Origin of the sequence: Flavivirga spongiicola (genome assembly GCF_030540825.1) — a bacterium.
Taxonomy (GTDB): domain Bacteria; phylum Bacteroidota; class Bacteroidia; order Flavobacteriales; family Flavobacteriaceae; genus Flavivirga; species Flavivirga spongiicola.
Genome location: NZ_JAUOEO010000001.1, coordinates 1543038 through 1568835 on the forward strand (window position 1 = coordinate 1543038; position 25798 = coordinate 1568835).

Annotated in this window: 23 protein-coding genes; 10 read left to right on the forward strand and 13 right to left on the reverse strand. The window is 31.7% G+C overall.

From position 1 onward, the window contains the following. The first annotated feature begins 148 nt into the window (after positions 1 to 148). Positions 149 to 1150: an NAD-dependent epimerase/dehydratase family protein gene (locus Q4Q47_RS05915; protein ID WP_303305728.1), complete on the forward strand. Its 1002-nt coding sequence runs from the start codon at positions 149 to 151 to the stop codon at positions 1148 to 1150. Here Q4Q47_RS05915 and Q4Q47_RS05920 read toward each other — a convergent pair. The 3 genes from Q4Q47_RS05920 to Q4Q47_RS05930 are packed head-to-tail and all read right to left on the reverse strand — an operon-like array spanning position 1125 to position 3753. After that, complete coding sequence (locus tag Q4Q47_RS05920) at positions 1125 to 1679, reverse strand: DUF4296 domain-containing protein (RefSeq protein WP_303305729.1); 555 nt, start codon at positions 1677 to 1679, stop codon at positions 1125 to 1127. The genes Q4Q47_RS05915 and Q4Q47_RS05920 overlap by 26 nt on opposite strands. Then, positions 1676 to 3022, reverse strand: a complete 1347-nt coding sequence (locus tag Q4Q47_RS05925; RefSeq protein ID WP_303305730.1) for a dihydroorotase — start codon at positions 3020 to 3022, stop codon at positions 1676 to 1678. The genes Q4Q47_RS05920 and Q4Q47_RS05925 overlap by 4 nt, the downstream gene beginning before the upstream one ends. Positions 3023 to 3030: 8 nt before the next feature. Then, positions 3031 to 3753 carry a polyprenol monophosphomannose synthase gene (locus tag Q4Q47_RS05930; protein WP_303305731.1) on the reverse strand — a complete coding sequence of 241 codons (723 nt, stop codon included), beginning with the start codon at positions 3751 to 3753 and terminating at the stop codon, positions 3031 to 3033. 295 nt (positions 3754 to 4048) lie between these two features. Here Q4Q47_RS05930 and Q4Q47_RS05935 point away from each other — a divergent pair, with 295 nt between their 5' ends. Beyond that, positions 4049 to 4696, forward strand: a complete 648-nt coding sequence (locus tag Q4Q47_RS05935; RefSeq protein ID WP_303305732.1) for a DUF4271 domain-containing protein — start codon at positions 4049 to 4051, stop codon at positions 4694 to 4696. A 23-nt stretch (positions 4697 to 4719) separates the two neighbouring features. Then, positions 4720 to 5469, forward strand: a complete 750-nt coding sequence (locus Q4Q47_RS05940) for a uroporphyrinogen-III synthase (RefSeq protein ID WP_303305733.1) — start codon at positions 4720 to 4722, stop codon at positions 5467 to 5469. Positions 5470 to 5550: 81 nt separating this feature from the next. Here Q4Q47_RS05940 and pckA read toward each other — a convergent pair whose 3' ends face one another. Both pckA and Q4Q47_RS05950 read right to left on the reverse strand, forming a co-directional pair. Further along, on the reverse strand, positions 5551 to 7167 hold the full coding sequence (pckA, locus tag Q4Q47_RS05945; RefSeq protein WP_303305734.1) for a phosphoenolpyruvate carboxykinase (ATP): 1617 nt from the start codon (positions 7165 to 7167) through the stop codon (positions 5551 to 5553). Positions 7168 to 7227: 60 nt separating this feature from the next. Further along, a complete protein-coding gene (locus tag Q4Q47_RS05950; RefSeq protein ID WP_303308445.1) occupies positions 7228 to 7626 on the reverse strand; it encodes a DUF423 domain-containing protein in 399 nt (132 codons plus the stop codon). Between the two features lie 81 nt (positions 7627 to 7707). Between Q4Q47_RS05950 and Q4Q47_RS05955 the strand changes: the two genes are divergently transcribed. Further along, entirely contained in the window at positions 7708 to 9072 is a 1365-nt protein-coding gene (locus Q4Q47_RS05955) for a saccharopine dehydrogenase family protein (protein WP_303305735.1), read from the forward strand. A gap of 284 nt (positions 9073 to 9356) precedes the next feature. Next, a complete protein-coding gene (locus Q4Q47_RS05960; RefSeq protein WP_303305736.1) occupies positions 9357 to 9827 on the forward strand; it encodes an Lrp/AsnC ligand binding domain-containing protein in 471 nt (156 codons plus the stop codon). A 228-nt stretch (positions 9828 to 10055) separates the two neighbouring features. On the opposite strand, the gene Q4Q47_RS05965 is transcribed toward Q4Q47_RS05960, so the two are convergent. Beyond that, entirely contained in the window at positions 10056 to 11597 is a 1542-nt protein-coding gene (locus tag Q4Q47_RS05965; RefSeq protein WP_303305737.1) for a glycine--tRNA ligase, read from the reverse strand. Between the two features lie 180 nt (positions 11598 to 11777). Beyond that, positions 11778 to 12389, reverse strand: coding sequence for a hypothetical protein (locus Q4Q47_RS05970; protein WP_303305738.1), 612 nt, complete (start codon positions 12387 to 12389; stop codon positions 11778 to 11780). 262 nt (positions 12390 to 12651) lie between these two features. Here Q4Q47_RS05970 and Q4Q47_RS05975 point away from each other — a divergent pair, with 262 nt between their 5' ends. The 3 genes from Q4Q47_RS05975 to Q4Q47_RS05985 all read left to right on the forward strand — a co-directional run bounded on the left by Q4Q47_RS05975 (position 12652) and on the right by Q4Q47_RS05985 (position 16262). Next, positions 12652 to 13383: a phospholipase D family protein gene (locus Q4Q47_RS05975; protein WP_303305739.1), complete on the forward strand. Its 732-nt coding sequence runs from the start codon at positions 12652 to 12654 to the stop codon at positions 13381 to 13383. 72 nt (positions 13384 to 13455) lie between these two features. Further along, positions 13456 to 14133 carry a ComF family protein gene (locus Q4Q47_RS05980; protein WP_303305740.1) on the forward strand — a complete coding sequence of 226 codons (678 nt, stop codon included), beginning with the start codon at positions 13456 to 13458 and terminating at the stop codon, positions 14131 to 14133. A gap of 521 nt (positions 14134 to 14654) precedes the next feature. Continuing rightward, positions 14655 to 16262, forward strand: coding sequence for an Ig-like domain-containing protein (locus Q4Q47_RS05985; RefSeq protein WP_303305741.1), 1608 nt, complete (start codon positions 14655 to 14657; stop codon positions 16260 to 16262). On the opposite strand, the gene Q4Q47_RS05990 is transcribed toward Q4Q47_RS05985, so the two are convergent. The 5 genes from Q4Q47_RS05990 to Q4Q47_RS06010 form a co-directional block, all read right to left on the reverse strand. Next, positions 16249 to 17028, reverse strand: a complete 780-nt coding sequence (locus Q4Q47_RS05990) for an amidohydrolase (protein ID WP_303308446.1) — start codon at positions 17026 to 17028, stop codon at positions 16249 to 16251. The genes Q4Q47_RS05985 and Q4Q47_RS05990 overlap by 14 nt on opposite strands. A 3-nt stretch (positions 17029 to 17031) precedes the next feature. After that, entirely contained in the window at positions 17032 to 18174 is a 1143-nt protein-coding gene (locus Q4Q47_RS05995; RefSeq protein ID WP_303305742.1) for a methionine aminotransferase, read from the reverse strand. Positions 18175 to 18199: 25 nt separating this feature from the next. Then, a complete protein-coding gene (locus Q4Q47_RS06000; RefSeq protein WP_303305743.1) occupies positions 18200 to 18661 on the reverse strand; it encodes a GNAT family N-acetyltransferase in 462 nt (153 codons plus the stop codon). Positions 18662 to 18741: 80 nt separating this feature from the next. Then, positions 18742 to 19437 (reverse strand): LytR/AlgR family response regulator transcription factor, encoded by a 696-nt coding sequence (locus Q4Q47_RS06005; protein ID WP_303305744.1) that lies wholly within the window; start codon positions 19435 to 19437, stop codon positions 18742 to 18744. Between the two features lie 57 nt (positions 19438 to 19494). Then, the gene (locus Q4Q47_RS06010) at positions 19495 to 20268 is read right to left on the reverse strand and encodes a sensor histidine kinase (RefSeq protein ID WP_303305745.1); all 774 of its coding nucleotides are present in this window, start codon (positions 20266 to 20268) and stop codon (positions 19495 to 19497) included. Between the two features lie 390 nt (positions 20269 to 20658). Here Q4Q47_RS06010 and Q4Q47_RS06015 point away from each other — a divergent pair, with 390 nt between their 5' ends. Then, entirely contained in the window at positions 20659 to 21549 is an 891-nt protein-coding gene (locus tag Q4Q47_RS06015; protein WP_303305746.1) for a thioredoxin domain-containing protein, read from the forward strand. A 186-nt stretch (positions 21550 to 21735) separates the two neighbouring features. Then, a complete protein-coding gene (locus Q4Q47_RS06020; protein ID WP_303305747.1) occupies positions 21736 to 23277 on the forward strand; it encodes a glycoside hydrolase family 5 protein in 1542 nt (513 codons plus the stop codon). Positions 23278 to 23822: 545 nt separating this feature from the next. Here Q4Q47_RS06020 and Q4Q47_RS06025 read toward each other — a convergent pair. Next, positions 23823 to 25595 carry a MutS-related protein gene (locus tag Q4Q47_RS06025; protein WP_303305748.1) on the reverse strand — a complete coding sequence of 591 codons (1773 nt, stop codon included), beginning with the start codon at positions 25593 to 25595 and terminating at the stop codon, positions 23823 to 23825. Positions 25596 to 25798 lie beyond the last annotated feature (203 nt).

Below are 25798 nucleotides of genomic sequence, written 5' to 3' on the forward strand. Positions count from 1 at the left end.
ATGAAAATCTAAGTAATAAATCATAACATTTTGAATCTAAGTACTCTTAAATAGTGTCTGGTCGGAAACATAGCAAAATTAAAAAAGTTTCTTTTTAGAAAATTAGTCTGTTTCCGACCAGTCACTAAATATTTATTACTTTCGTTGCATGATTTTAGTAACAGGAAGTACGGGTTTAGTTGGCTCTCATTTACTTTATAAGCTTGTCAGTAATAACGAGAAAGTTAGAGCTATCTATAGAACAGAACGCAAACTTGCTAATGTAAAATCTGTTTTTGCTACGTATACGTCCAACTACGAGCCTCTTTTTAAAGAGATCGAATGGGTAAAGGCAGACCTCTTAGATATTCCCGCTTTATCTGAAGCATTTAAACATGTTACTTATGTATATCATTGTGCTGCATTCGTATCTTTTGAACCAGATAAATATCAAATACTACGGAAAACAAATATTGAAGGTACTGCAAATATTGTAAACCTCTGTTTATCAAATACGATTAGTAAACTTTGTTATGTAAGTTCTATTGCAACTTTAGGGCGCACTATTAATAACGAAGAAATAACAGAAGATACTGTTTGGAACCCTGAAGATGATCATAATGTTTATGCTATTACAAAGTATGGTGCAGAAATGGAAGTTTGGCGTGCTACTCAAGAAGGCCTAAATGTTGTAATTGTTAATCCTGGCGTTATTTTAGGTGCTGGCATTTGGCGTTATGGAACTGGAAGTTTATTTAAAAAAGCACATAAGGGTTTTAAGTATTACACATCTGGAACCATTGCGCTTATAGCTATTGAAGATGTGGTATCCATTATGATAGCACTTACAAAAAGTGACATAATAAATGAGCGCTTCGTATTAGTTGCTGAACATTGGACCTATAAACAGTTTTTACAGACTTTATCTAAATCGGTTCATGTGAAGCCTCCAGAAAAAATGATTAGTAGTTGGTTATTAAAATTGGCCTGGAAATTAGATTGGTTAAAAACTAAATTAACAGGTAAACGAAGACAATTAACAAGGCATATTGTTATTTCCCTATCAACAGAAACCAAATACAATAATAAAAAAGTTAAAAAGGTTTTAGATTACAAGTTTAAATCTATTGATGAAACGATTGCCACTATTGGTGATCTTTATCTGAAATAGGTTCAATCAAACCTCTTATTTCTTCAAGTCTTTCCTCTATTAACATTTCTGTTATTGAATCTTTTACTGTCAATACTTTTAATGAATCTTTAATTTTTATTAAACTTAGAGAATCCTTTTCTGTAAATAGCAATTTAAGTGAATCTGTTATTCTTTTTTCTTCCTCTATTCTTTCTTTCTCTTCCTCTTCTTCAAACTTAACTTTAAGTAATTCTAAGCTATCTTTAACCTTAATATAAATAGCTTCGTAATCCTTTATATGAAATGCATAATATTCATTGCTCAAAGCAAATTGCAAGCTATCTATATTATGTTTTGTATAAACATAGGTGTTTAATTTAACGCCATGATCTTCCATTATTTTTCTGTTTACAGAATTTGCCGATGCTATTATTTTAGCGTCAATTAAAATATCAACCATTTTCTCCTTAGATATTAAATTATCCGGTTTCTTTGGTTTATCTAAATTATAACAAGCTGAAGCAAGTAAAATAATACTTAAATATATGGTAAGTCGTTTTAAAATCATCTATTAAAAGTTAATCGTTTAGCAGCTTTCACATTATTGAATTTAGAATTTTCATACACTAAACTACCATTTAAAAATGTATGTGTAATTCTAGATTTAAAGGTCGCTCCTTCAAAAGGAGACCACTCGCATTTACATAAAATATTATCTTTATTCACAGTCCATGGGTTATTTAAATCTACTAATACCAAATCTGCATAGTAGCCTACTTTAATAAAACCTCTTCTTTCAATTTGAAATAAAATGGCTGGGTTATGACACATTTTTTCAACCACTCTTTCCACAGAAATTTTACCTTTATGATACATTTCTAACATGGCAGGTAACGCATGCTGTACCAACGGACCACCAGATGGTGCTTTAGTATAAACGTTTTTCTTTTCCTCAAAAGTATGTGGCGCATGGTCGGTAGCTATAACATCAATTCTATCATCTAATAAAGCCTCCCATAATTGGGCTCTATCTTCTTTAGTTTTTACCGCTGGATTCCACTTTATAAAAGTGCCTTTCTTATCATAATCTTCATCGCTAAACCATAAATGATGTATACAAACCTCTGATGTAATTCTTTTTTCTTTTAAAGGTATTTTATTACTAAACAAATTGGTTTCTTTTCCTGTTGAAAGATGAAACACATGCAGCCTTGCTCCTGTTTTTTTTGCTAACTCAATAGCCCTTGAAGATGACAAATAGCAGGCTTCTTCACTTCTAATGGTAGGATGATATTTAATAGGTATATCATCTCCATACGTATCAATGTGCTCTTGAAAGTTCTTTTTTATAGTTGCCTCATCTTCACAATGAACAGAAATAAGCATATCAGTGCTTTCAAAAATTTTCTCCAACACTTCAAGATCATCAACCAACATATTACCTGTTGAAGAACCTAAAAATAATTTTAGACCAGCAGCTTGGTTTATATCTAATTTTAAAATTTCATCTAAATTATCATTGGTTCCCCCAAACATAAACGAATAATTAGCAGAGGACGTTTTTGAAGCTGTTTCAAATTTCTCTTCTAATTTCTCAATAGTTGTCGTTTGAGGATTTGTATTAGGCATTTCAATAAAAGAGGTAATACCGCCAGCAATAGCTGCCTTAGATTCTGTTTCTATATTACCTTTATGAGTTAATCCTGGTTCTCTAAAATGCACTTGATCATCAATAGCTCCAGGTAATAAATACTTCCCTTCGGCATCTATAACAATCACATCGGCAGATTTAACACTTATTGAATGACTTATCTCTTTAATAAATTCCCCTTCAATTAAGATATCTCCATTAAAAATAACGCCTTCATTTACAATATTTGCATTCTTAATAAGTATTGATTTCGATTTCATATACGTTTTTATTTTTTAAAAAAACTTTTTAACTTCATAGAAATAACTCCAAAAACGGCTTCAGAAATAATCCCTGAACTTAGTTTTGATTCTCCTTTTGTTCTATCTGTAAAAATAACTGGTACTTCAATAATCTTAAACTTCTTTAGATAGGCCTTAAATTTCATTTCAATTTGAAACGCATAACCAATAAATTTTATAGTATCTAAGTTTATTGTCTCAAGCACATGCCGTTTATAACAAACAAAACCTGCTGTAGTATCATGAATTCTCATACCAGTAATAATACGCACATACCTTGATGCACAATAAGACATAAGGACACGATTCATTGGCCAGTTAACAACATTTACACCTTTTACATATCTAGAGCCAATAGATAAATCTGCATCATCTATATGACAAGCGTTATACAGTTTTATTAAATCCTTTGGATTATGTGAGAAATCTGCATCCATTTCAAAGATATACTTATAAGTCTTATTCAAACACCATTTAAAACCATAAATATAAGCAGTTCCTAGCCCCGATTTTTCTTTTCGTGTTTCTAAAAACAATCTCTCTGGAAAATCGGCTTGAAGCTCTTTTACTTTTAAAGCTGTTAAATCTGGTGAATTATCATCAACAATAAGGATATGAATGTTGTCCGATTGAGAAAAGACAGCCTTTACAATAGCTTCAATATTTTCTATCTCGTTATATGTTGGAATGATAACAACCGTATCGTTCATTCGTTAATTTTATTAAATTTTAGCAAATGTACATTAATAACCGTTTATTTTTTTGAAGTGGTTTAAACTTTTTTGATTGAAGCGAAAAATAGTAATTTTATTCCCAATTGAAGGCTTTTTTGAGCTGCATAGTGCCGCTACGGAGTAATAAAAAGACAAAATATGGGAATGAAAGGACATTTTACAGCCAATTATAAAAACATGTGCTCAGCTTGACTGGGTAGTTTAAACCACTTCTTTAAATATTCTTTAATAATTATAAGCGTAGTGTTAATAATTATAATAATTTTATAGCATGCTTCGGGATATTATATCAAATGAATTATATACAGTTTTGTTAGTTGCTGGGCTACTTATTGTAGCTATCGCAAAGTTGAACTCTCCTAAGCGTTTTGATGATTTTATATTCGTTCTGGGAAACTCTAAATACCTTAAAATTTATTCCAGAGATCAAAAATTCCTCGATCAATTTGATGCCCTATTATTTGGCAACTTAATTCTTTCCCTATCTGTTTTTAGCTTTATTGTTTACCAACACATTACTGATAATCAGCTACTTTCAATAGACACGATGTTTAAACTAACTTTTAGCATTGGTGTTTTTATTTTGATAAAGGTTCTTATTGAAAGACTTATTGGAAGCATTTTTGAAATTGATAAGTTAATAGATCAATACCTATTTCAGAAAATTAGCTATAAAAATTACTTAGGTATTTTATTACTCCCTATAAACGCCTTGTTATTATTTAGTTTTAAACCGTCTTTACCAATTATATATTTGATAATTATTTTATTGTTAATTGTGAATATTGTTGGCCTCATTACTTCTTTTAAAACACATCAAAGTTTAATAAAACGCAATTATTTTTATTTTATTTTGTATCTTTGCACTCTCGAAATCTCACCTTACATCATTTTATATAAGGTGTTTATTACCAAATAATAGAGAACAAACTACTTACCAGTATGAAAGTAAAAACAATTCTAGTATCTCAACCTGAACCCAAAATAGAGAACTCACCCTACTTTGATTTACAAGAAAAACAAAAGGTAAAAATAGATTTCAGACCTTTTATTCATGTTGAAGGTGTATCTGCAAAAGATATTAGGCAACAAAAAGTAGATTTGAATAACTACACAGCCATCATTCTAACTAGTAGAAATGCTGTAGATCACTTTTTTAGAATTGCAGAAGAAATGCGATTTAAAGTTCCAGACTCTATGAAATATTTCTGTCAGTCTGAAGCTGTAGCTTTCTATCTTCAAAAATATGTGGTATATAGAAAGCGTAAAATTTATGTTGGTAAACGTACGTTTTCAGAATTATCTCCATTAATTAAAAAGTATAAAGAAGAAACATTCTTATTGCCTAATACGGATAAAGTAAAACCGGCAGTTCCAGAAATGTTAAATGCTCTAGGCATTAATTGGAAACAAGCTACATTTTACAAAACAGTGGTTAGCGACTTATCCGATTTAGCTAATGTGTATTATGATGTTTTAGTATTTTTCAGCCCTTCTGGGATAGAATCTTTATTTCATAATTTTCCAGATTTCAAACAAAACGACACACGAATTGCAGTTTTTGGAAATACGACGATAAAAGCCGTAGAAGAAAAAGGGTTGCGAGTAGATATTGCTGCTCCGACTCCAGAAACGCCTTCAATGACCATGGCTTTACAGAAATATATTGATAAAGTTAATAAAGGAAAATAACTTAATATCCTTATAAAACTCATAAAGAAAAAGGGATGATTTAAAAAATCATCCCTTTTTTATTTTATTTAACCGCTTATATTAAAAAGCATAACGCTGCGGGCCGCCACGTCTGATCTCCTCATTACAATGGGCTTCGAATTTTTTGAAATTCTCACGAAACGCATTAGTCAATTTAAAAGCTGTTTTATAATATTTTTCATCGTCATTCCAAGTAGCTCTAGGACTTAAAACACTTGTCGGTACGCCTGGGCATTCTCTAGGTTGTGCTACACCAAAAACAGAATGTATATGATAATCATCATAGTTATATAAACCTAAATCACCATTTAACACAGCGCTAATCATTGCTCTTGTATATTTTAATTTCATTCTTGTACCAACACCGTAAGGGCCACCTGTCCAACCAGTATTTACCAACCATACATTAACTCCGGAGTCTTTCATTTTTTTACTTAACATTTCCGCATATTTAGCCGGATGTAATGGCATAAAAGGCGCTCCAAAACATGCCGAAAAGGATGGTTGTGGTTCTTTAACCCCAGCTTCTGTTCCTGCTACTTTTGCTGTGTACCCTGAAATAAAATGATAAGCCGCCTGACTAGGTGTTAACTTAGATATTGGAGGTAATACTCCAAAAGCATCCGCTGTTAAAAAGAAAATATTTTTAGGGTTTTTACCAGTTGAAGGCACTTGAATATTTTCAATATGCTCAATTGGATAGCTAACTCTTGTATTTTGGGTAATGGAAGTATCTTCAAAATTTACGTGTCCATCTTTATCTAAAATAACATTTTCCAGAATCGCTCCCTTTTTAATAGCATCATATATTTCTGGTTCACTATCTCTAGAAAGATTGATAACCTTAGCATAGCATCCGCCTTCAAAATTAAACACTGAATTCTCTGCAGTCCAACCATGTTCATCATCTCCAATTAAACTTCTATTTGGATCTGTAGATAAGGTTGTTTTTCCTGTACCTGATAATCCAAAGAAAATAGCTGTATCGCCTTCTTTGCCTACATTAGCACTACAATGCATTGGTAATGTATTTTTAAATACTGGAAGTATAAAATTAAGAGCAGAAAAAATGCCTTTTTTAATTTCACCCGTATACCCTGTACCACCAATTAATGCTATTTTTTTAGAAAAATTTAAAATGGCAAAATTATGTTGACGCGTACCATCTACTTCAGGATTTGCCATAAAGCCTGGTGCGTTAACTACTGTCCACTCTGGGTCAAAATCTTTTAGCTCATCATCTTTTGGCCGCAAAAACATATTATAAGCAAATTGATTACTCCATGGATATTCATTAATAACACGAATATTCAACCTATAATCTTCATCTGCGCAGGCATAACTATCTCTCACAAAAACCTCCTTATTAGACAAATAGTCAACGACCTTATTATATAATGCATCAAACTTATCTGCTTCATATGGGATATTGATATCTCCCCACCAAACACGATCTTGTGTTATATCATCTTTAACAATAAACCGGTCTTTTGGAGAACGTCCTGTAAATTCACCTGTATTAACAGCCAAAGCTCCAGATGAAGCTTCTAACCCTAAGCCTTTTTCAACAGTAATATCATGAAGTTGTTCTGGCGAAAGTTGATACTTGACTTTGGCATTTTTTATTCCGTATGCCTCCAACGAAATCGTTTTCGTAACTTGATTATAGTTTACCATAATTTGTTATAAAATTATTTATTGCGCAAAATTAAGACAATTATTTTAAACTATTTATTATTAATTGTCGTTTTTAGATGCCATTTTTAAGAAATTCATAAACAGGAATCCCCATGCTAAAATTAGAAGTAAACCCCCTATTGGAGTTATAAAACCAATGGTTTTAAAATCAAAAGTTGTTAACAAATTTGTTGCTAGTCCATAAATAGATCCTGAAAACAAAATGATTCCCAATACGATTAAATAGTATAAGACTTTCTTAGTTTTTTGTTGAATATATCCAGTACAACCTATAAATAATAGTAAAATAGCATGATACATCTGATATCTCACCCCTGTTTCAAAAGTTTGCTGTGCTTCAACTGTAATTAATTCTTTTAATGCATGTGCTCCAAATGCTCCAAAAACAACAGCCAATAGCCCAAAAATTGATGCTGTAATTAATATTTTTTTGTTCATAATATGTGTTTCTTTATAGCTATAAATACCTAATGTATTTATTAAATTCGTCATTGCAAAACTAATTAACAATTCTTCATTATGCGAAAAATTTTAGTCATTGGTTCAGGAAAATCGGCTTCCAGTCTTCTAAAATATTTATTGGATAAATCGGCTTCAGAAAATCTTTTTATTACTGTTGGCGATTTAAACCTTAACACGGCAAAAAAATTAATTGGCAACCATCAAAATGCTAAAGCCATGTTACTGGATATTTTCGATGAAACATCTCGTACCAACGCTATAAAAGATGCTGATATTGTAGTATCTATGCTACCTGCCCGTTTTCATATTGAGGTCGCTAAAGATTGTGTCTTATTGGGAAAACATATGGTTACTGCATCATATGTAAGTCCAGAAATGCAAGCTTTAGATGAGGATGCAAAAGCCAAAGGACTTGTACTAATGAATGAAATTGGCGTCGATCCAGGTATAGATCATATGAGTGCGATGCAGGTTTTAGATCGTATCCGCAACAACGGTGGAAAAATAATCTTGTTTGAATCTTTCACGGGTGGTTTAGTAGCTCCCGAAAGTGATAATAACTTATGGCATTATAAATTTACCTGGAACCCCAGAAATGTAGTCACTGCGGGACAAGGCGGAGCAGCAAAATTTTTACAAGAAGGCACTTATAAATATATACCTTATAACCATTTGTTTAGACGCACTGAATTTTTAGACATTGAGGGTTTTGGGCGTTTCGAAGTTTATGCAAATAGAGATTCTCTAAAGTATCAGAATGTTTATGGGCTTGATAATGTTAAAACATTATATAGAGGTACCATGAGGCGTGTCGGTTTTAGTCGCGCATGGAATATTTTCGTCACATTAGGAATGACTGATGATAGCTATACTATAGATGATAGCGAAAATATGAGTTATCGTGATTTTGTAAATGCTTTTTTAACTTACAGCCCTACTGATTCTGTAGAATTAAAATTAAGGCACGCGCTTAAAATTGATCAAGATGATATTATGTGGGATAAACTTGTAGAACTCGATATTTTTAATGCTGAAAAAAAGGTAGGTCTTAAAAAAGCAACCCCAGCACAAATACTTCAAAAAATACTCATGGATAGCTGGACGCTTGATACCGATGATAAAGATATGATTGTTATGTATCATAAATTCGGTTACGAAAAAGATGGTAAAAAATATCAAATAGATGCCAATATGGTCGTTTTAGGCGAAGACCAAACTTATACGGCTATGGCAAAAACGGTGGGCTTGCCTGTTGCTATGGCTACACTTGCCATTCTTAACAAAAAGATCACCACGCCCGGTGTTCAAATCCCTATAACTAAAGAAATTTATGAACCTATTTTAAAAGAGCTAGAAACTTTTGGTGTGACTTTTAATGAAAAAGAAGTGCCTTACTTAGGCTATAATCCTTTGAACAATTAATATTTGGTTATTACATTCGCGATTCCATTAATATAAATATAATTTCGATTTTTTTTGCTTAAGACAAACTAAAGTCGAGATCTTTTGATCTATTAAAAATTAACAACCTCTCGACTGTGCTCGAGGAGACGCATTGAAAATCTTTTCGCTTATTTAACATAATAGCTATACATAATTCTTTTATTGATTAAACTCTGGTTATAAAGTATAACTCAGCAGATAATCTTGTCAAATAGTTTCAATTTGAAATCAAATAGTTATTTTTATGTTTTAAAATGCAACTAATGAAGTCTAAAAGTAAGCCTATAATAATAGATGGTATCGACAAAAAAATTCTACGTGCGTTAACGGCAGATGCTAGAACACCTATTTTAGAAATTGCACGTCATGTTGGTATTTCTGGTGCCGCTATTCATCAACGCCTACGAAAATTAGAGAAGTCTAAGCTTATTTCTGGTTCACAGTTTATTATCGATCCAAAAGTTTTAGGCTACTCTACCATGACTTTTGTTGGTATTTATCTTGAAAAAGCTGCGGATAATGAAGATGTTATTAGAGCTTTAAAGAAAGTTCCCGAAGTTTTAGAATGTCATTACACCACTGGCGACTGGAATATTTTTATAAAAATGTTAGCTTATAACAACAACCATTTAATGCTATTATTAAATAACAAAATTCAAACCATAGCAGGTGTTTTAAGAACAGAATCTATCATTTCTTTAGACCAGCAAATTAATAGGCAAATAAAGATTTAAACGGCGAGGCTGTCTAAAAAGTAATATATTTTGTCATTCAGAAGGGGAAACGACTGAAAAATCTAAAACTGTTCTTTTTTTACGAATAAATATATAAACGTATTAGCTATATGATCTTTGGTTTTCCTTATTAACATAACAATAGAGAGATTCTTCGACTCCGACAACTGTCGGAATGCTCTGAATGACATAAAATTTGAGATTCCTTTTTTCAAAGGAATTTATTTGTTACATTTTCATTAACCAAGAGCGCACATCTACTTCTTGTTTAATGATCCCTCTTAAATCTTCAATCTTAACACGTTGTTGTTCCATGGTATCTCTGTGTCGAATGGTAACCGTATTATCTCCTAATGTATCATGATCTACAGTGATGCAAAATGGTGTTCCGTTAGCATCTTGTCTCCTGTAACGTCTTCCAACGGCGTCTTTTTCATCATAAATGACGTTGAAGTCCCATTTCAAATCGTCTACAATTTTACGGGCAACCTCTGGTAAACCATCTTTTTTAACCAATGGTAAGATAGCAGCTTTCACCGGTGCTAAAACACTTGGTAATTTTAAAACAGTACGTGTGGTTCCATTTTCTAATGTTTCTTCTTGTAACGAATTAGAAAATACAGCTAAAAACATGCGGTCTAGACCAATAGAAGTTTCTAAAACGTATGGTGTATAACTCGCATTATCTTCGTGATCAAAATACTGCAATTTCTTTCCTGAATATTCTTCGTGTGCTTTTAGATCGAAATCTGTACGTGAATGAATCCCTTCTAATTCTTTAAAACCGAATGGGAATTTAAACTCAATATCGGCAGCAGCATCGGCATAATGAGCCAATTTTTCGTGATCGTGAAAACGATAATTATCTGCACCCATGCCTAAGGATAAATGCCATTTCATTCTATGTTCTTTCCAATGCTCGTACCATTCTTTTTGAGTACCGGGTTTTATAAAAAATTGCATTTCCATTTGTTCAAACTCACGCATTCTAAAAATAAACTGTCTGGCTACAATTTCATTTCTAAAAGCCTTACCTGTTTGCGCAATTCCAAATGGAATCTTCATACGTCCCGTTTTCTGAACATTCAAAAAATTCACAAAAATACCTTGTGCTGTTTCAGGGCGTAAATACAAATCCATCGCAGATTCTGCTGAAGCACCAAGTTTGGTACCAAACATAAGGTTAAACTGCTTAACATCAGTCCAGTTTTTACTTCCTGAAACAGGACATGCTATTCCTAAATCTAATATTAATTGTTTAAATCCCTCTAAATCTCCTTCCTCTTGAACTTTAGTTAAACGTTCTGTAATTTTATCTATCTGTTTTTGGCGACGAACTACATTTGGATTGGTTTCTCTAAATTGTTGTTCATCAAAGGTATCTCCAAAACGTTTTTTTGCTTTACTAATATCCTTTTCTATTTTTTCAGATATTTTTTCTCTAAACTCTTCAACTAGAACATCGGCACGATAACGTTTTTTAGAGTCCTTGTTATCAATTAACGGGTCATTAAAAGCATCTACGTGACCAGAAGCTTTCCATGTGGTTGGGTGCATAAAAATAGCGGCATCTATACCTACAATATTTTCATTCATCTGGACCATCGCTTTCCACCAGTAATCGCGTATGTTTTTCTTTAACTCTGCACCATTCTGCGCATAGTCGTAAACTGCACTTAATCCATCATATATTTCACTACTTTGAAATACATAACCATACTCTTTCGCATGCGAAATAACCTTCTTAAATTGATCGTCTTGATTTGCCATGCTGCAAAAATAAAAAACCGCTTTAAACTAAGGGGGTTCTTTACTAAAAAATAACCATGGGTAAGCATTTTTTTAGCTATTGATGTTTTATTACTTTAAAATAAGTATCGTTAGAGGTTAGAAACTATGGTTCTGGTCTTGGTTTGACCTTAAATCTAGAATTAATATAAAGTTAATATATTAATCAAACCATTTCTTTAATCGTCTTTTACTTCTATCAAAAGCAGCTCTTTCCCAAACAATCTGAAAGCCATTCCAAAAAACTCTTATTTGTTCACCATCATCTCTATAAATAATGAATTTAATATCCTCAAATTCTATAAAAACGTTGTTAACGTCATTATCACTGGACATATATTTTTTATTATCATCTTGGACTTTATCTATTCTCATAAATAAATCTTGCGCCTTTTTTAGAGGAATATACCTAAATCCATATGCATCCTTTAATTGTCCATTTGTGTCTGTATTAGGTCCAAAAAAAGCAAGAAGCAAGCCTTTTTCATTTAGTTCATTACAATTAAAGGCAATTGAAACTAAACCTGAACTATCATCTGAAGCTAAACTTTCAGTTTCAAATTGAATATCTTTTCCGTTTGTTCTACCTATTATATGATTAATGATATATTCTTTAGATCTAAATTGTGCTATTTCCTTAGCAACAGCTTTTTTGTCAGATTCAATTGTAATAAAGGTAATTGCGTCTGACCCCGCAACTTCTTGAGCGTTTTGAGTATAGGTTTTATTACATATTAATAATAGGGTGATACTAAATAGTAGGTGCTTTTTCATGAATAGGTTAGGTTATAGTGTATTATCAAATCTACAAATTATAATACTATTCTTAATAAATTTTTTATGATATGAGAATTAATTATGAATATTAAGGTCTAGGAGAGACTACAATTATTTAAAGGAAAAATCCTATATTGTAAGATAATTCTTTACGTATTTTAGAGAAACTCATTATATTGGATCTATTTTAGATCTAAAGACACTAGTGCTTATACACTTGTTGTAAACAATTTAAGAAAACAGAAAAACTGTAATAAAAATGGCGAAATTTTTAAACACAACAGGCATATCATATCATTTAGAGGAACTCATAAAAAACACAAAAGACCGACTAATTTTAATAAGTCCATATCTTCAATTTCATAAGAGAGTTAAAGACCATTTAGAAAACCTGAATATTCAAAAACGAGATATTCGGATTATTTACCGAGAAAACAAACTTCAAGTTGAAGAAAGTAATTGGCTTGAAACTCAAATAGGAATTAGAACAAGTCTTTGCAATTCACTTCACGCTAAATGTTATATAAATGAAAATGAAGCGATTGTGACTTCAATGAATTTATATTCTTTTTCTCAACAAAATAATGACGAAATGGGAATTCACGTCACGAAGGAAAAGGACGCAGACCTATATAACGATATTTCTCAGGAAGTTCAGAGACTTTTAACAATAAGTGAAGAGATTAGAGTTTCAGTAAAAAAAGTTGATAAAGAAATTGAAAAGAAATCTGAAAAGACAGTTTCTGAAATTGTAAAAACTAAAGATAATTCAAAATCAAAACTTTTGACAACAAAAGAATTATCGCAATTAACGAGTTTGAGTAGTCGCAAAATAAATAATTGGTTTACTGACAACAAATTGATGTATAAGAAAGGTGATGATTGGATAACTACTAAAAGAGGTAAGGAAATTGGCGGAATTGAAAAAAGTGGACAATATGGTAAATTTGTCATTTGGCCTGAAGATGTTTCGAAACATATATTGAAATAAAAAACTATTTACAACAAGGGATACTACGAAAAGTACTAGCCTAGTTATTCAAAGCATAATTTTCTTAAACAAATGCTCAAACCAATAGTCAACTTATTCTTTCCAAAAATATGTTATGCTTGCCTCAACCTATTAAATGATAATGAAAATACTCTCTGCACAGATTGCAGACATGATTTACCGGTTACAAATTTTCATTTTAACAATGACAACACCGTTACAAAAGTCTTTTATGGACGTGCAAAAATTGAAGTTGGAACGGCGCTTTTTCGGTTTGAAAAAAAAGGGATTGTTCAACAACTCATTCATGGATTAAAATATAAAGGTTACGAAAACATTGGTTTTTTTCTTGGAAATTGGCTGGGTGGCGAATTAAAAAATATAGAAGCGTATAAACCTATTGATCTTGTGATTCCCGTACCGCTTCATAAAAAGAAGCTTAAAAAAAGAGGTTTTAATCAAGTCGCAAAATTTGGACAACAAATTGCTAAGGCTATAAAAGCAGACTATAAAGCCGATGTACTTCTAAAAGTAACAGCTTCAAAATCGCAGGTCAATAAAAAACGATTGGCACGCTGGAATGCTAGTGACGAATTATTTACACTTACTAATTCTGAAACTATTGAAAACAAACATATCCTGTTGGTAGACGATATTGTGACTACTGGTGCTACTTTAGAAGCCTGTATAACGGTATTAAATCAAGCAAAAAACATAAAAATAAGCATAGCCACTATGGCAATAGCTTAGCGGTCAATATCATTAAATTAAGTAATTTCATTGTCATTTCGACCATAGGAGAAATCCCATTAAATAAATCAAATTATGAGATTCCTCCTTTGTCGGAATGACAGTATTGATAGGTTTTATCCTTAACTTAATAACATTGAGCTATAACTACGGTATATACCCAGACAAGCTGGGCACATTCCTTTATGAAGACATAAAATGAAAAAGAAATCGTAGATTCACGAACTCCTAATTTTAAAAATAGGAAATAGTGAACTAAATAAATTAGCCATGATATTACAATGTTGAATTGGTATTAACCGTTATATCTATAAACTCAAAGTATGCACTAGAAAACCTATTGCACCTTAAAACTACTGCAAAATATAATGTTTCACTACTTTTTAAAGTTTAACCATAATAGATATTATGCTAAAACTTATAAAAAGTCATATTTTATTGTAGTTTTTACCTTCATAACGGCTTTCTAGCACATATTTTGAGTTAAATTATGTAGGTTTGTGCAAAATTTAAAATTGGTAATGAATAAAACCCTTTCAAATTTTATTTTAGTCGTTTTTATAAGCGTCCTTTTTATAAACTGTGCTAATCGAGGCACACCTGGTGGAGGCCCAAAAGATGAAGATCCTCCAATCATTATTAAGTCTATTCCAGAAAATTATTCAACCCATTTTAGTGGTAACGAAATAAAGATCTATTTTGACGAATATGTTAAAATTAAAGACTTGCAAAAGCAGCTCATTATTTCGCCGCCAATGGAAACACAACCTGAAGTGACACCTTTGGGTGGTGCAAGTAAATATATTACTATTAAAATCCACGATACGCTGCAACCCAATACGACATATGCCTTTAACTTTGGAAATAGTATTACCGATAATAATGAAGGAAACCCCTATCCATATTACAGATATGTGCTATCAACGGGTGATTATATCGATTCCCTTAGTGTAAATGGCAATATAGTAGATGCTTTAAAAAAACAACCAGAAACTTTCGTTTCGGTGGTTTTATACGAAGTGGATTCTACTTTTAACGATTCCATTATTTATAAAGAAAACCCTAAATATATCACCAACACTTTAGATAGTGTTACGACGTTTTCTATTGAAAATCTTAAAGAAGGGAAGTACATGCTCATCGCTTTAAAAGATAATAATGGCGACAATAAGTTTCAACAAAAAACAGATCAAATCGCATTTTATAAAGACTTTATTGATGTACCCACAGATTCCACTTATACTTTAAAATTGTTTTCAGAAGCATTAGATTTTAAGACTACCAGACCTCGATTATTATCTGGTGAAAAAATTGCTTTTGGGTATGAAGGTGATTACAAGGGTATGGCTATTAACATCATATCTGAGACACCTCCTGAGTTTGAATACCGCGTCACAAAAGACCCGAAAGCAGACAGTCTTTTGTATTGGTACAATCCACGTCTTGAGGTTGACTCACTACTCTTTAAGGTAACACATCCTACTCTTGAAAAAGACTATACGGTAAGAATTAGCGAGCAAAAAAGAGACACTTTAGTAATTCAAGCATCGCCATCTGGCACCATTCGTTATGATGAACCTTTTAGAATTGCTGGTAGTACACCTTTTACTAGCATAGATACTTCTAAAATTAGACTCATCGATAAAGATTCTATTCAAATTGATTTTACTACTGACTTTGATACTATTACAAACACGTATATCTTTAATTTTGATAAGAAACTAGACAATGCATATAATATTCAAATACTTCCTGAAACTTTTGTAGATTTTTTTGATGATAAAAATGATACTTTAAATTATTCTCTTAAAACAAAAAAAGCGTCTGATTTTGGTTATGCTCGTTTTACATTAGTAAATGCTAAGTTTCCAGTTATCATACAACTAACTGATAATGATGAAAATGTAGAATTTGAAAAGTTCGTTGAAAACGCTGATCCTGTAGAATTTTTAAATTTACCTCCTGGCACTTATCACATTCGTGTTATACATGACACTAATGGCAACAAAAAGTATGACACAGGGAGTTATCTTAAAAGAACTCAGCCAGAACGTGTTAGTCATTTTAAAGAAATGGAAATTAGAGCGGATTGGGGTGAAGATGAAACGCTTCAGTTTACTTCAGAGTAAACATATCTCTATCGTCTAAAAACTTAAGTTTGTTTCGGTAAGCTTCAATATGTCTTTTTTCTAAAACGACTATTTGAGTTTGTTCCTTACCAGCTTCTATGGAAGTGATTCTATTTCCCAGTACATCATATGCTGCAGAATGCCCTGAATATTCACTATTAACACCATCCATACCAACGCGATTTACACCAATGCAATAACTCATATTCTCAATAGCACGCGCTTTTAACAAAGCATCCCAGGCAGAGATTCTTGGTTTTGGCCAGTTAGCTACATAAAATAACATATCATAATCTTCAGTATTTCTTGCCCAAACCGGGAAACGTAAATCGTAACAAATTAACGGACAAATCTTCCAACCTTTATAATCTATAATAATCTTTTTAGCACCTGCTGTATATATTTTATCCTCTCCAACCAATGTAAAGGTATGTCGCTTATCGTAATGCTGAACAACTCCTGATGGCTCCACAAAAAGCAAGCGGTTATAATAGTTGTTTTCTTCTACAACAACAAGACTACCAACAATGGCTGTATTTAATCTCGACGCTATGGATTGCATCCATTCAACTGTTTCTCCATCCATAGGTTCAGCAATATCTTTTGCATTCATGGTAAAACCAGTTGTAAACATTTCTGGAAGTATAATCAAGTCAACGACTTCTGAAATGTTGTCTATTTTTTTAGAAAAATTCTCAAGATTCTGTTTAGGGTTTTCCCAAACTAAATCAGATTGAATTAAGGCTATTTTAAGGGTTTCTTGCATCATTTAAATACGGTTTAATATCTCAGCAGCTTTTCTTAAAGTATCATCCGTCTTAGCAAAGCAAAACCGAAGTACTTTATGATCTAAATTATGACTATTAAAAACTGATAACGGTATGGAAGCCACTCCAGATTTAATCGTTAATCGTTTCGCAAAATCAACATCATATTCTTTAGTGATTTCTGAATAATCCAACACTTGAAAATAGGTGCCTTTTGATGGTATAAATTTAAACCTGGAATCTTTAATAAGGTTTAAAAACAAATCTCTTTTCTCTTGATAAAAATCAGGCAAATTTAAATAATGGCTGGGCTCTTGCATATAATCTGCAATGCCTTTTTGTGTTGGATGATGCACACAAAAGACATTAAATTGATGTACTTTCATAAATTCTTCCATCAATTCTTTTGGTGCGCAACAATAGCCCACTCGCCAACCTGTATTATGAAACGTTTTCCCAAAAGATGCCACTACAAAACTCCGTGATTTTAAATCGGGAAATAAACAGACGCTTTGGTGTTTTTCGGCATCAAAAATCATATGCTCGTAAACCTCATCACTCAGCACAATAATGTTAGTATTTCTAGTGATTGCTTCTAATTGCTGCATGTCTTCTTTGGAGAACACCGTACCTGAAGGGTTATGTGGTGTATTGATAATAATCATTTTTGTTCGACGATTCACCTCGGTTTTTACAGCATTCCAATCCACACTAAAACCCGGTGCTTCTAATTGAATTGAAATCGTTTTACCCCCGTTAAGCGTTATGGCTGGTTCGTAACAATCGTAAGCTGGTCTAAAAATGATAACCTCATCATCTGGGTTTATAAATGTTGTAATAATGGTGAAAATAGCTTGAGTTGCTCCAGCAGTAACCATTATTTCGGTTTCTGGATGATAGCTTGTATTGTATAATAACTCTATTTTTTTAGCAATAGCTTCTCTTAGTTCTAAATTTCCGGCCATAGGCGCATAATGGTTGTACCCTGAATTCATGGCCTTACTAACTAAATCAGTTAATTTTTGGTCACTGTCAAAATTTGGAAACCCTTGAGACAAGTTAATGGCATTATGCTCATTAGACAACTGACTCATCATTGAAAAAATAGTAGTTTCTACATTAGGAAGCTTGGATGGGTGCTGCATATTTTAATATCTAATAATTCCTAATTTAATTATAAGTAAAGTGCATCTTCATACCTTCATGAGATTGAACAAACCCCAAATCATTATAAAACTTAATTGCTTTTGGTCTTTTTTTATCAGTGGTTAATTGTAAAAGATGTGCCTTTCGCTCTTTTACTCTATTAATGACCCATTCAAACATCGCTTTTCCAATGCCTAATCCTCTTTTCTCTTTTTTAATTCGAACGGCTTCAATTTGAGCTCTAATCCCACCACGATAGGTAAGGTATTGAATAAACGTAAGCTGTAAGGTTCCAATAATTTCGGAACTTTCATCCTCTACAACTATCAACTCTTGGTTTTCATCAGAATTAATTCTAGAAAATGCTTGCAAGTATTCAGTCGGTAATGGCATCTGAAAATTTTCTCTTGCCTTTCCAAGTTCATCATCGGCAAGCATTCCTACTATCATAGGAATGTCTTTTTTTGTAGCTTTTCTAAATTTCATATATATTCAATTGTTAACCAATGTAAATATAACAACTTACAAATTCATACTAATGAAAAGCGTTGGAATGATTTGAAAGTCTATACCCCTAATGTTCTTAATAGTTCTTGTTTATAAGTTCTGCCAATGGGAATCTTATTAGCCATTACAAAAATGGTATTACCAGAAATCTTATCGACAAATTTACTGTTTATAATGTATGATTTATGGACTTGAATAAATTGGGTTTCTGGAAGTTTTACTGCCCAGTTTTTTAACGAATCTATATAGGATAGTTTTTGAGTTTCGGTGACTACAGTGATGTAATTTCTATCAGATTCAATGTATAATATAGAACTCAAAATAAGTTTATGCAGGGTCTTATCTACATTTAAAAAAATGGTTTCATCATTGTCTTCCTCCAATGTACTTTCTGGTATCTCTATTCTGTCTTTTGCTTTATTAATTGCTTTTAAAAATCGATCGAAAGAAAAAGGTTTTACCAAATAATCAACAATCGTTGGTAATTCAAAACTACTTACCGCATACTCCGGATATGCTGTGGTCATTATAATTGCTGGTGGATTTTTAACCGTTTTTATAAAGTCTAATCCAGACATATCTGGTAAATTAATATCTAAAAAAATGACATCCATTTTATTCGTATTTAAAAATGAATTCGCTTCAATCGCTGCTTTAAAGGTCTCAACTAAATTAAGACTTGGTATTTTGCCTATAAAATTCTTTAAGATTTTTTGAGCGGGAATTTCATCTTCTATAATAACACAATTCATCATTTACGTTTTAATTATCTGGTCGAGCCTTTCGACTAAGCTCGGAGGGACATTATTCTATTATAAATTAAGTTTTAAATGCACCTTAAAATTTTCACCTTTATCGATTCTAAATTCATAAGCATCCTTATAAATAAGCTCTAGCCTTTTCTCCAGGTTTTGTAAACCAATCCTAAAATCGGTTGTACTTACTTTTTCTTTATCATAATCATTTTCACAAACACATTCTAAAATACCATTTTTAACCCTAATAGAAATAGAAATATCGCTATGTAATGTGCTGTGCTTAAAAGCATTTTCTATAATGGTTATTAAAAGTAGTGGTGCTATTTGGTATTTATTGAAATCAATTTCTTTTTTGTAATGAATTTGTTTAACACCTTCTGTTCTAATTTTTTGAAATTTCATGTAGTTATCTATAAACTGAATCTCTTTTTCTAAAGAAATTGTTTTAGAATTACTTTCATACAGTACATGTTTAAGGTTATCAGACAACATTAAAATCATCTCTGGAACCTCATTTGGATTTTCTAATGAATAAGAATAAATGGTATTTAGGTTATTAAACAACACATGTGGGTTTATCTGCGATTTCAAAAACTTCAATTCCATTTCAACATGCTCCTTCTTAATGGCTTCAATCTCATTTTCTTTATCAATAAAGCGATATAGTATCCATATAAAGGAAAAGAAAATTAAAGGTACTAGTGATTGCCATAAATAATCACTTAAACATTTAACAATAGTACATCCACATTTAGCAAATGAATAACAATATAATTGTGTTGCTAAAAATGAAATGGTTGCAAATACAAGCGTGTAAAGCAGGTACATTTTCTTCTTAACAAAAAACGGAAGCAGTAAAAAATTGTTTCCATAAACTATAATAACTAAAAGTATGAGGTACTGGAGAAAGGGATTTTCTTTCCAATAAAAATCTGAAAACAAAAACAATGATACAAATACAAACAACATCCAGAATAGGATGTGAACTAAAATTTGTGAGCTATGTTTTTTTACAAAAGTCATTATACTAAATGAAAGTAAACAGAAAAGCTATAACTATCAAAGAATATGTACAAAAATCCGTTTTGTAGTTACAAACGTCAAAAATGCAGTTTATAAATAGACTATTATCATTCGCATTATTAATTAAGCAACCTATCCGTTTTTCTGGAATCGCATGATATGGTTATCTATTTTTGGTTTAAAACAATCAAAATCATGAAACGAACAGTCACCCTTTTAATCATTTTACTTAACCTGCATTTTGGATTTTCTCAAACATTAAATAGTCTTTCTCTAGATAAGAAAGGAAACGAGCTTTTGCTTGGTGAAATAAATAGACATGGATTAACAAAAAACAGTTTTAACGATTGGTTTTCTAAAAACCATAGTAATTACTTAGTTAATACAAAAGTTGTAAAGCTTTTAAAAAATGCTTTAAAAGATTATGAAGTCAAGGTTTTTTTAGGCACTTGGTGTGGTGATAGCAAACGAGAAGTTCCGAGGTTTTATAAAGTTTTAGATGCTGCTAATTTTCCAGAAAACCGATTAAAAGTAGTGGCCGTTAATAGAACTACTGAAGCCTATAAGCAAAGTCCAAATCATGAAGAGAAAGGCCTAAACATACATCGCGTACCAACTTTTATTTTTTATAAAGATGGCAAAGAAGTTAATAGGATTGTAGAGTCCCCAAAAGAAACTTTAGAACGCGATATGCTTAAGATTGTTTCTAATGAGACATATAGCTCAAACTATATGGCCGTTAATTATATAGATCACCAACTCAATTCTAAAACCATAGATGATTTAAAGTTAGAAGAGCTCGTATTAGTGTCTAAATTGGCTGAGCTTGTAAAAGGGAGTAGAGAATTGAACACATATGGTTATTCACTCTTAAGTTCTAACCAAACAAAAAAAGCTTTATATGTTTTTGATTTAAACACTAAAATATTTCCATATAAACACAACGTATATGACAGTCTGGGTGAGGCCTATTTTAAAACTAAAAACATCAATGAAGCCTTAAAAAACTATTACAAAGTGTTGAGTTTAAAACCAGATGATAAGAACGCACTAAAAATGATCGAGGCCATAAAATTTACTAATTAATATTTTGAAGTTTATTTAGTATAAGCTCATCAAATAAAACTTTAAACCTCGATTAAATGGTTTGCACAAATAATTCCATATCCGTTTACCCCAAATAGAGCATTTATACCCCTTTTTACTAATACTGGTATATTATAATTACCATACTTTCTATTTTTAAATTTTAAAATTAATTTAAAATAAAGCATGAAAGTATTAAAGGCATTAACTATTAGCTTAATATTATTAACTCAAAGTTGTAGTCTAAAAGTTAAAGAAGACCATTTTGTAAATGTAAAAGATAACAAGTTTATAACTGAAGATGGAAGTCAGATTATTTTACATGGTATTAATTATGTAAATAAAAGTGCTAAAATTGATACTACAAGATTTTCGAATCCAGAAAACTTCAAATTAATGTCAAAATGGGGGTTTAACTGTATCCGATTAGGGATTATTTGGCAAGGTGTAGAACCCCAACCTGGAGTTTATGACGAAGCCTATTTAAAAGATCTAGATTATCAAATTCAATTAGCCAAAGAGCAAGGCATCTATGTGTTTCTAGATATGCATCAGGATCTATATAGTCAATTATTTAGCGATGGTGCTCCAGAATGGGCTACATTAACCGATGGCGAAGTTCATGTATCAGACAATCCTGTTTGGAGTGATGCCTATTTTACAAGTCCAGCTGTAAAAACAGCCGTTACCAATTTTTGGAATAACAAACCTGCTAAAGATGGTATAGGTGTTCAGGATCACTATATTACCATGTGGAAAATGTTAGCTGAAAGATATAAAGATCATACGTCTGTTATTGGTTTTGATTTAATGAATGAACCTAATATGGGTTGGGGCAATATAAAAGGCCAGGAATTAATGGTAGAAGCTTTTATAAAAGCTTATGCGCAAGAAACAGGAGATATACTTTCTGGAGAAGACGTGATTGGTAAATGGCTTACACAAGATGGTAGAAAGGAGATACTAGAATTTATTTCAGATCCTAGCCTTTATGCACAAATTGTGGATGCTATGCATCCCATTTACAATGCTTTTGAAAAAGAAATATTAATGCCTTTTTTCACAAAAACCACCAAAGCTATTAGAGAGGTAAACAATAATCATCTTATTTTCTTAGAAACTTCTATGTCTTCAAATATGGGTGTTTACACAGGCATTGAAAGAATTTCTAATGAGGACAAATTAGTTTATGCACCTCATGGGTACGATCTGGTTGTAGATACACCAGATGCAGCGACTACAAACAATAACAGAATAAATTTAATATTTGACAGACATTTAGAAAGCTCTAAACGTTTAAAAATGCCTATAATGATTGGTGAATGGGGTGCTTTTGGTGCCAACGGAAAGGCATTACAATCTGCATTTCAAGTGGTTCGTTTTTTCGAAAAATCCTTGTCTAGTGATACCTACTGGGATTTCACCACACATTTAGATGACAGTGAACTTTTAAAAGCTATAAGCAGAGCCTACCCTAAAACAATAGCTGGCAATTTAACAACTTATTCTACTAATGTTGAAAAACAGAAAGCGTCCTTTAAATGGATTGAAACTGTAAAAAGTACCAGTAGTATTTTTATTCCTAAATTTTATAATTTAGACCTTAGTAAAATTATGTTATCTCCTCAAGGGAAAGGGTTTTCCCTTATAAAAACTGAAGGTGGCTGGAACATTAATATCCCTTCAAATTTAACAGAAAGGACATTAACGATAGAACCTAATCCTTAATAAATTTCTTTTACTATAAATTCAAAAATAAAATGGTATAAGAATGGAAACTAAAAATTGTCCCACCGAGTATTATCGAAATATAAAATATATTTTATATTGAAGATAACTAGCTAAGCTAAACGGAATATCTTAAAAATTAAGATGTTTAAAAGCCCCAACAGGCATAGCTTGTTACTTTCACTACAAAATTTGTAGTGAAAGTAATGCTCGAACGGTCAACTAATCTCAAAAAAGGCTTTATAATAACGTGAATCAAGATAAATTTCAATAGACAAATAGTGATTATATTTCTGATAAACGGCGCTTTGTCATGTCGACAGAGCGAAGCATGAGCGACGAGACATCTCAGAAGGATGAGATTCCTCCTCGTAAGCTTCGCTTAATATCTTCAAACAAAATATATTTTATTTTCGATAGCGTTCGGAATGACAATTTTTCTTATAAAAACACTTAATCAGTTGATTATCAACTAACAATGTATCGAGTTAAAATAACGCTAATAATTGATTTGATATAAGTGCTTTTAAACCTCGTTAAATTGTTTAAACAATATTCATTTTCTTTAAAAGAAAGGAAGCATTCATGTTTTGACAAATTCCAGCTTTTAATTTATAATCGAAGTGAAGCTCATCATTGATAATTTCGGCGTCAAAATAGTAGTTTTTTACATCTTCTAACTCTTGTTCAATTTCACATAAGCTTAAATCGTGCGTTGCGATGATTCCTGTCGCATTTGAAGCGACTAGTTTCTCAACAAATTTTCTGGAACCTATGGCCTTGTCTGTACTATTTGTACCTTTTAAAATTTCATCTAAAACGATAAAATAAGGCTCTTTTTCAATAGCGTCAACTATATATTTTAGACGTGTTAATTCTGAAAAGAAATACGAACTATCATCTGTTAAAGAATCTGTTGTTCGCATGCTGGTAATTAATTTAACTGGTGAATATTTACTCGTTTCAGCACAAATTGGAAGTCCTACATTGGCCATAACAATATGCAAAGACACCGTACGTAAAAATGTACTCTTCCCCGCCATATTTGCTCCAGTAACAATAAAAAATTGCTCATTTTCTATTGTTAAATCACTATCTACTCGTTTGCTTTTATCTAATAAAGGATGTCCTAAACTATTAGCATTAATAACCGTTTCTCCTTTTCCCTGTATTTCCGGATATATAAAGTTCGGGTGATTAAAAGCAAAATTCCCTAATGAATTATAGGCATCAAAAAACGACACAACATCAAACCAATCGGCAACCTTATTCGTATATTGTTCAATCCATTTTTCAATATGATAGCTATTTTTTAAGTCTGTTAAAAACAACCCGTTACCGAAAATAGCACCAATAATATTATTTCTATTATCTAAGGCATCTAAAGATTTTGAAAGCTTTTTAAAAATATGAGATGCTTTTTCAGTATCTAATTGAATTTGTTGCTGTTTCTGCTGTAATAATTCTGAAGTAAACGTTTCGTTCTCGATTAAGTCCAATAACAAAGCATATTGGCGAAAGGTATCTTTAACCCGATCTGTATTTGAAGATAAAACATTCGTCTTTTTAACATAAACTCCCGTAATTCCAAGTCCTAAAAGCAACCAATACCCAATAAGCTCCGGGTTTATAAAATCCAAAAACGTTAATACAAATATTGCCACTGAAGATATGATAAAAGTTATTGGCAACCATCGCATTACTTTTGGTAAAAAAGAATGATAGCTTTGTAACCAACTTATAATATTTTTAGCAGGTGTTTCAACTTCTACCAAACTTGATGTCGCTGAATAATATTGCCTCCATTTTGGTTTAGAACTTAATTCTATGATCGCTTCTTGACGTAATTTAATAGCATTAACGTCATTTGCTTTTAAAGCATCCGCTAGTTTTTGGGTACCTTCCTTAATAGTTGTTCTGTTTACAAATTGAAAAAAAGAACCACGTCCAAACAAATCAATATCCAAACTATAAAAATGATTAGGATCTTGAAACTGCAAGCCCTTATCTCGCCCATGAAAATCACCTGAAGCTATTTTAATTTCTGCTTCATTTATTTCAGCTAAAGCTTTATTGAAGCTTCTTTGCGATTTTATATCGGTGTATTTTGATAATAAATAAACAAATACTGCAATCCCAACAATAGCAATAACAACAGCAGCTTGCCAATAATGAAACATAAAATAAATCCCAAACCCTGTTATAAAAAATACCAATAACCTCAACATGCTTAAGGCTGTCATTTTTTTGAATAATCTTTGGACTTCAGATTTATACTTTTCTGAATGTTGTTTATAATATGATTTCGGGCTATCCATTTTTTTTAATTTTGATTTTTGCTAAAACACATTCAGTATAGAATTTCGTCGGAAGTCTCTGTTTGAAAAATGTCATTCTGAATGCAATGAAGAATCTCTTAAAATATAATATGTTGATTTACAAAACATAAGATTCTTCACTATACTCTGACAAAACGTAATACTTTTTAAATAGCTTCATTCTTTTGCGAGTAAAGAAATAA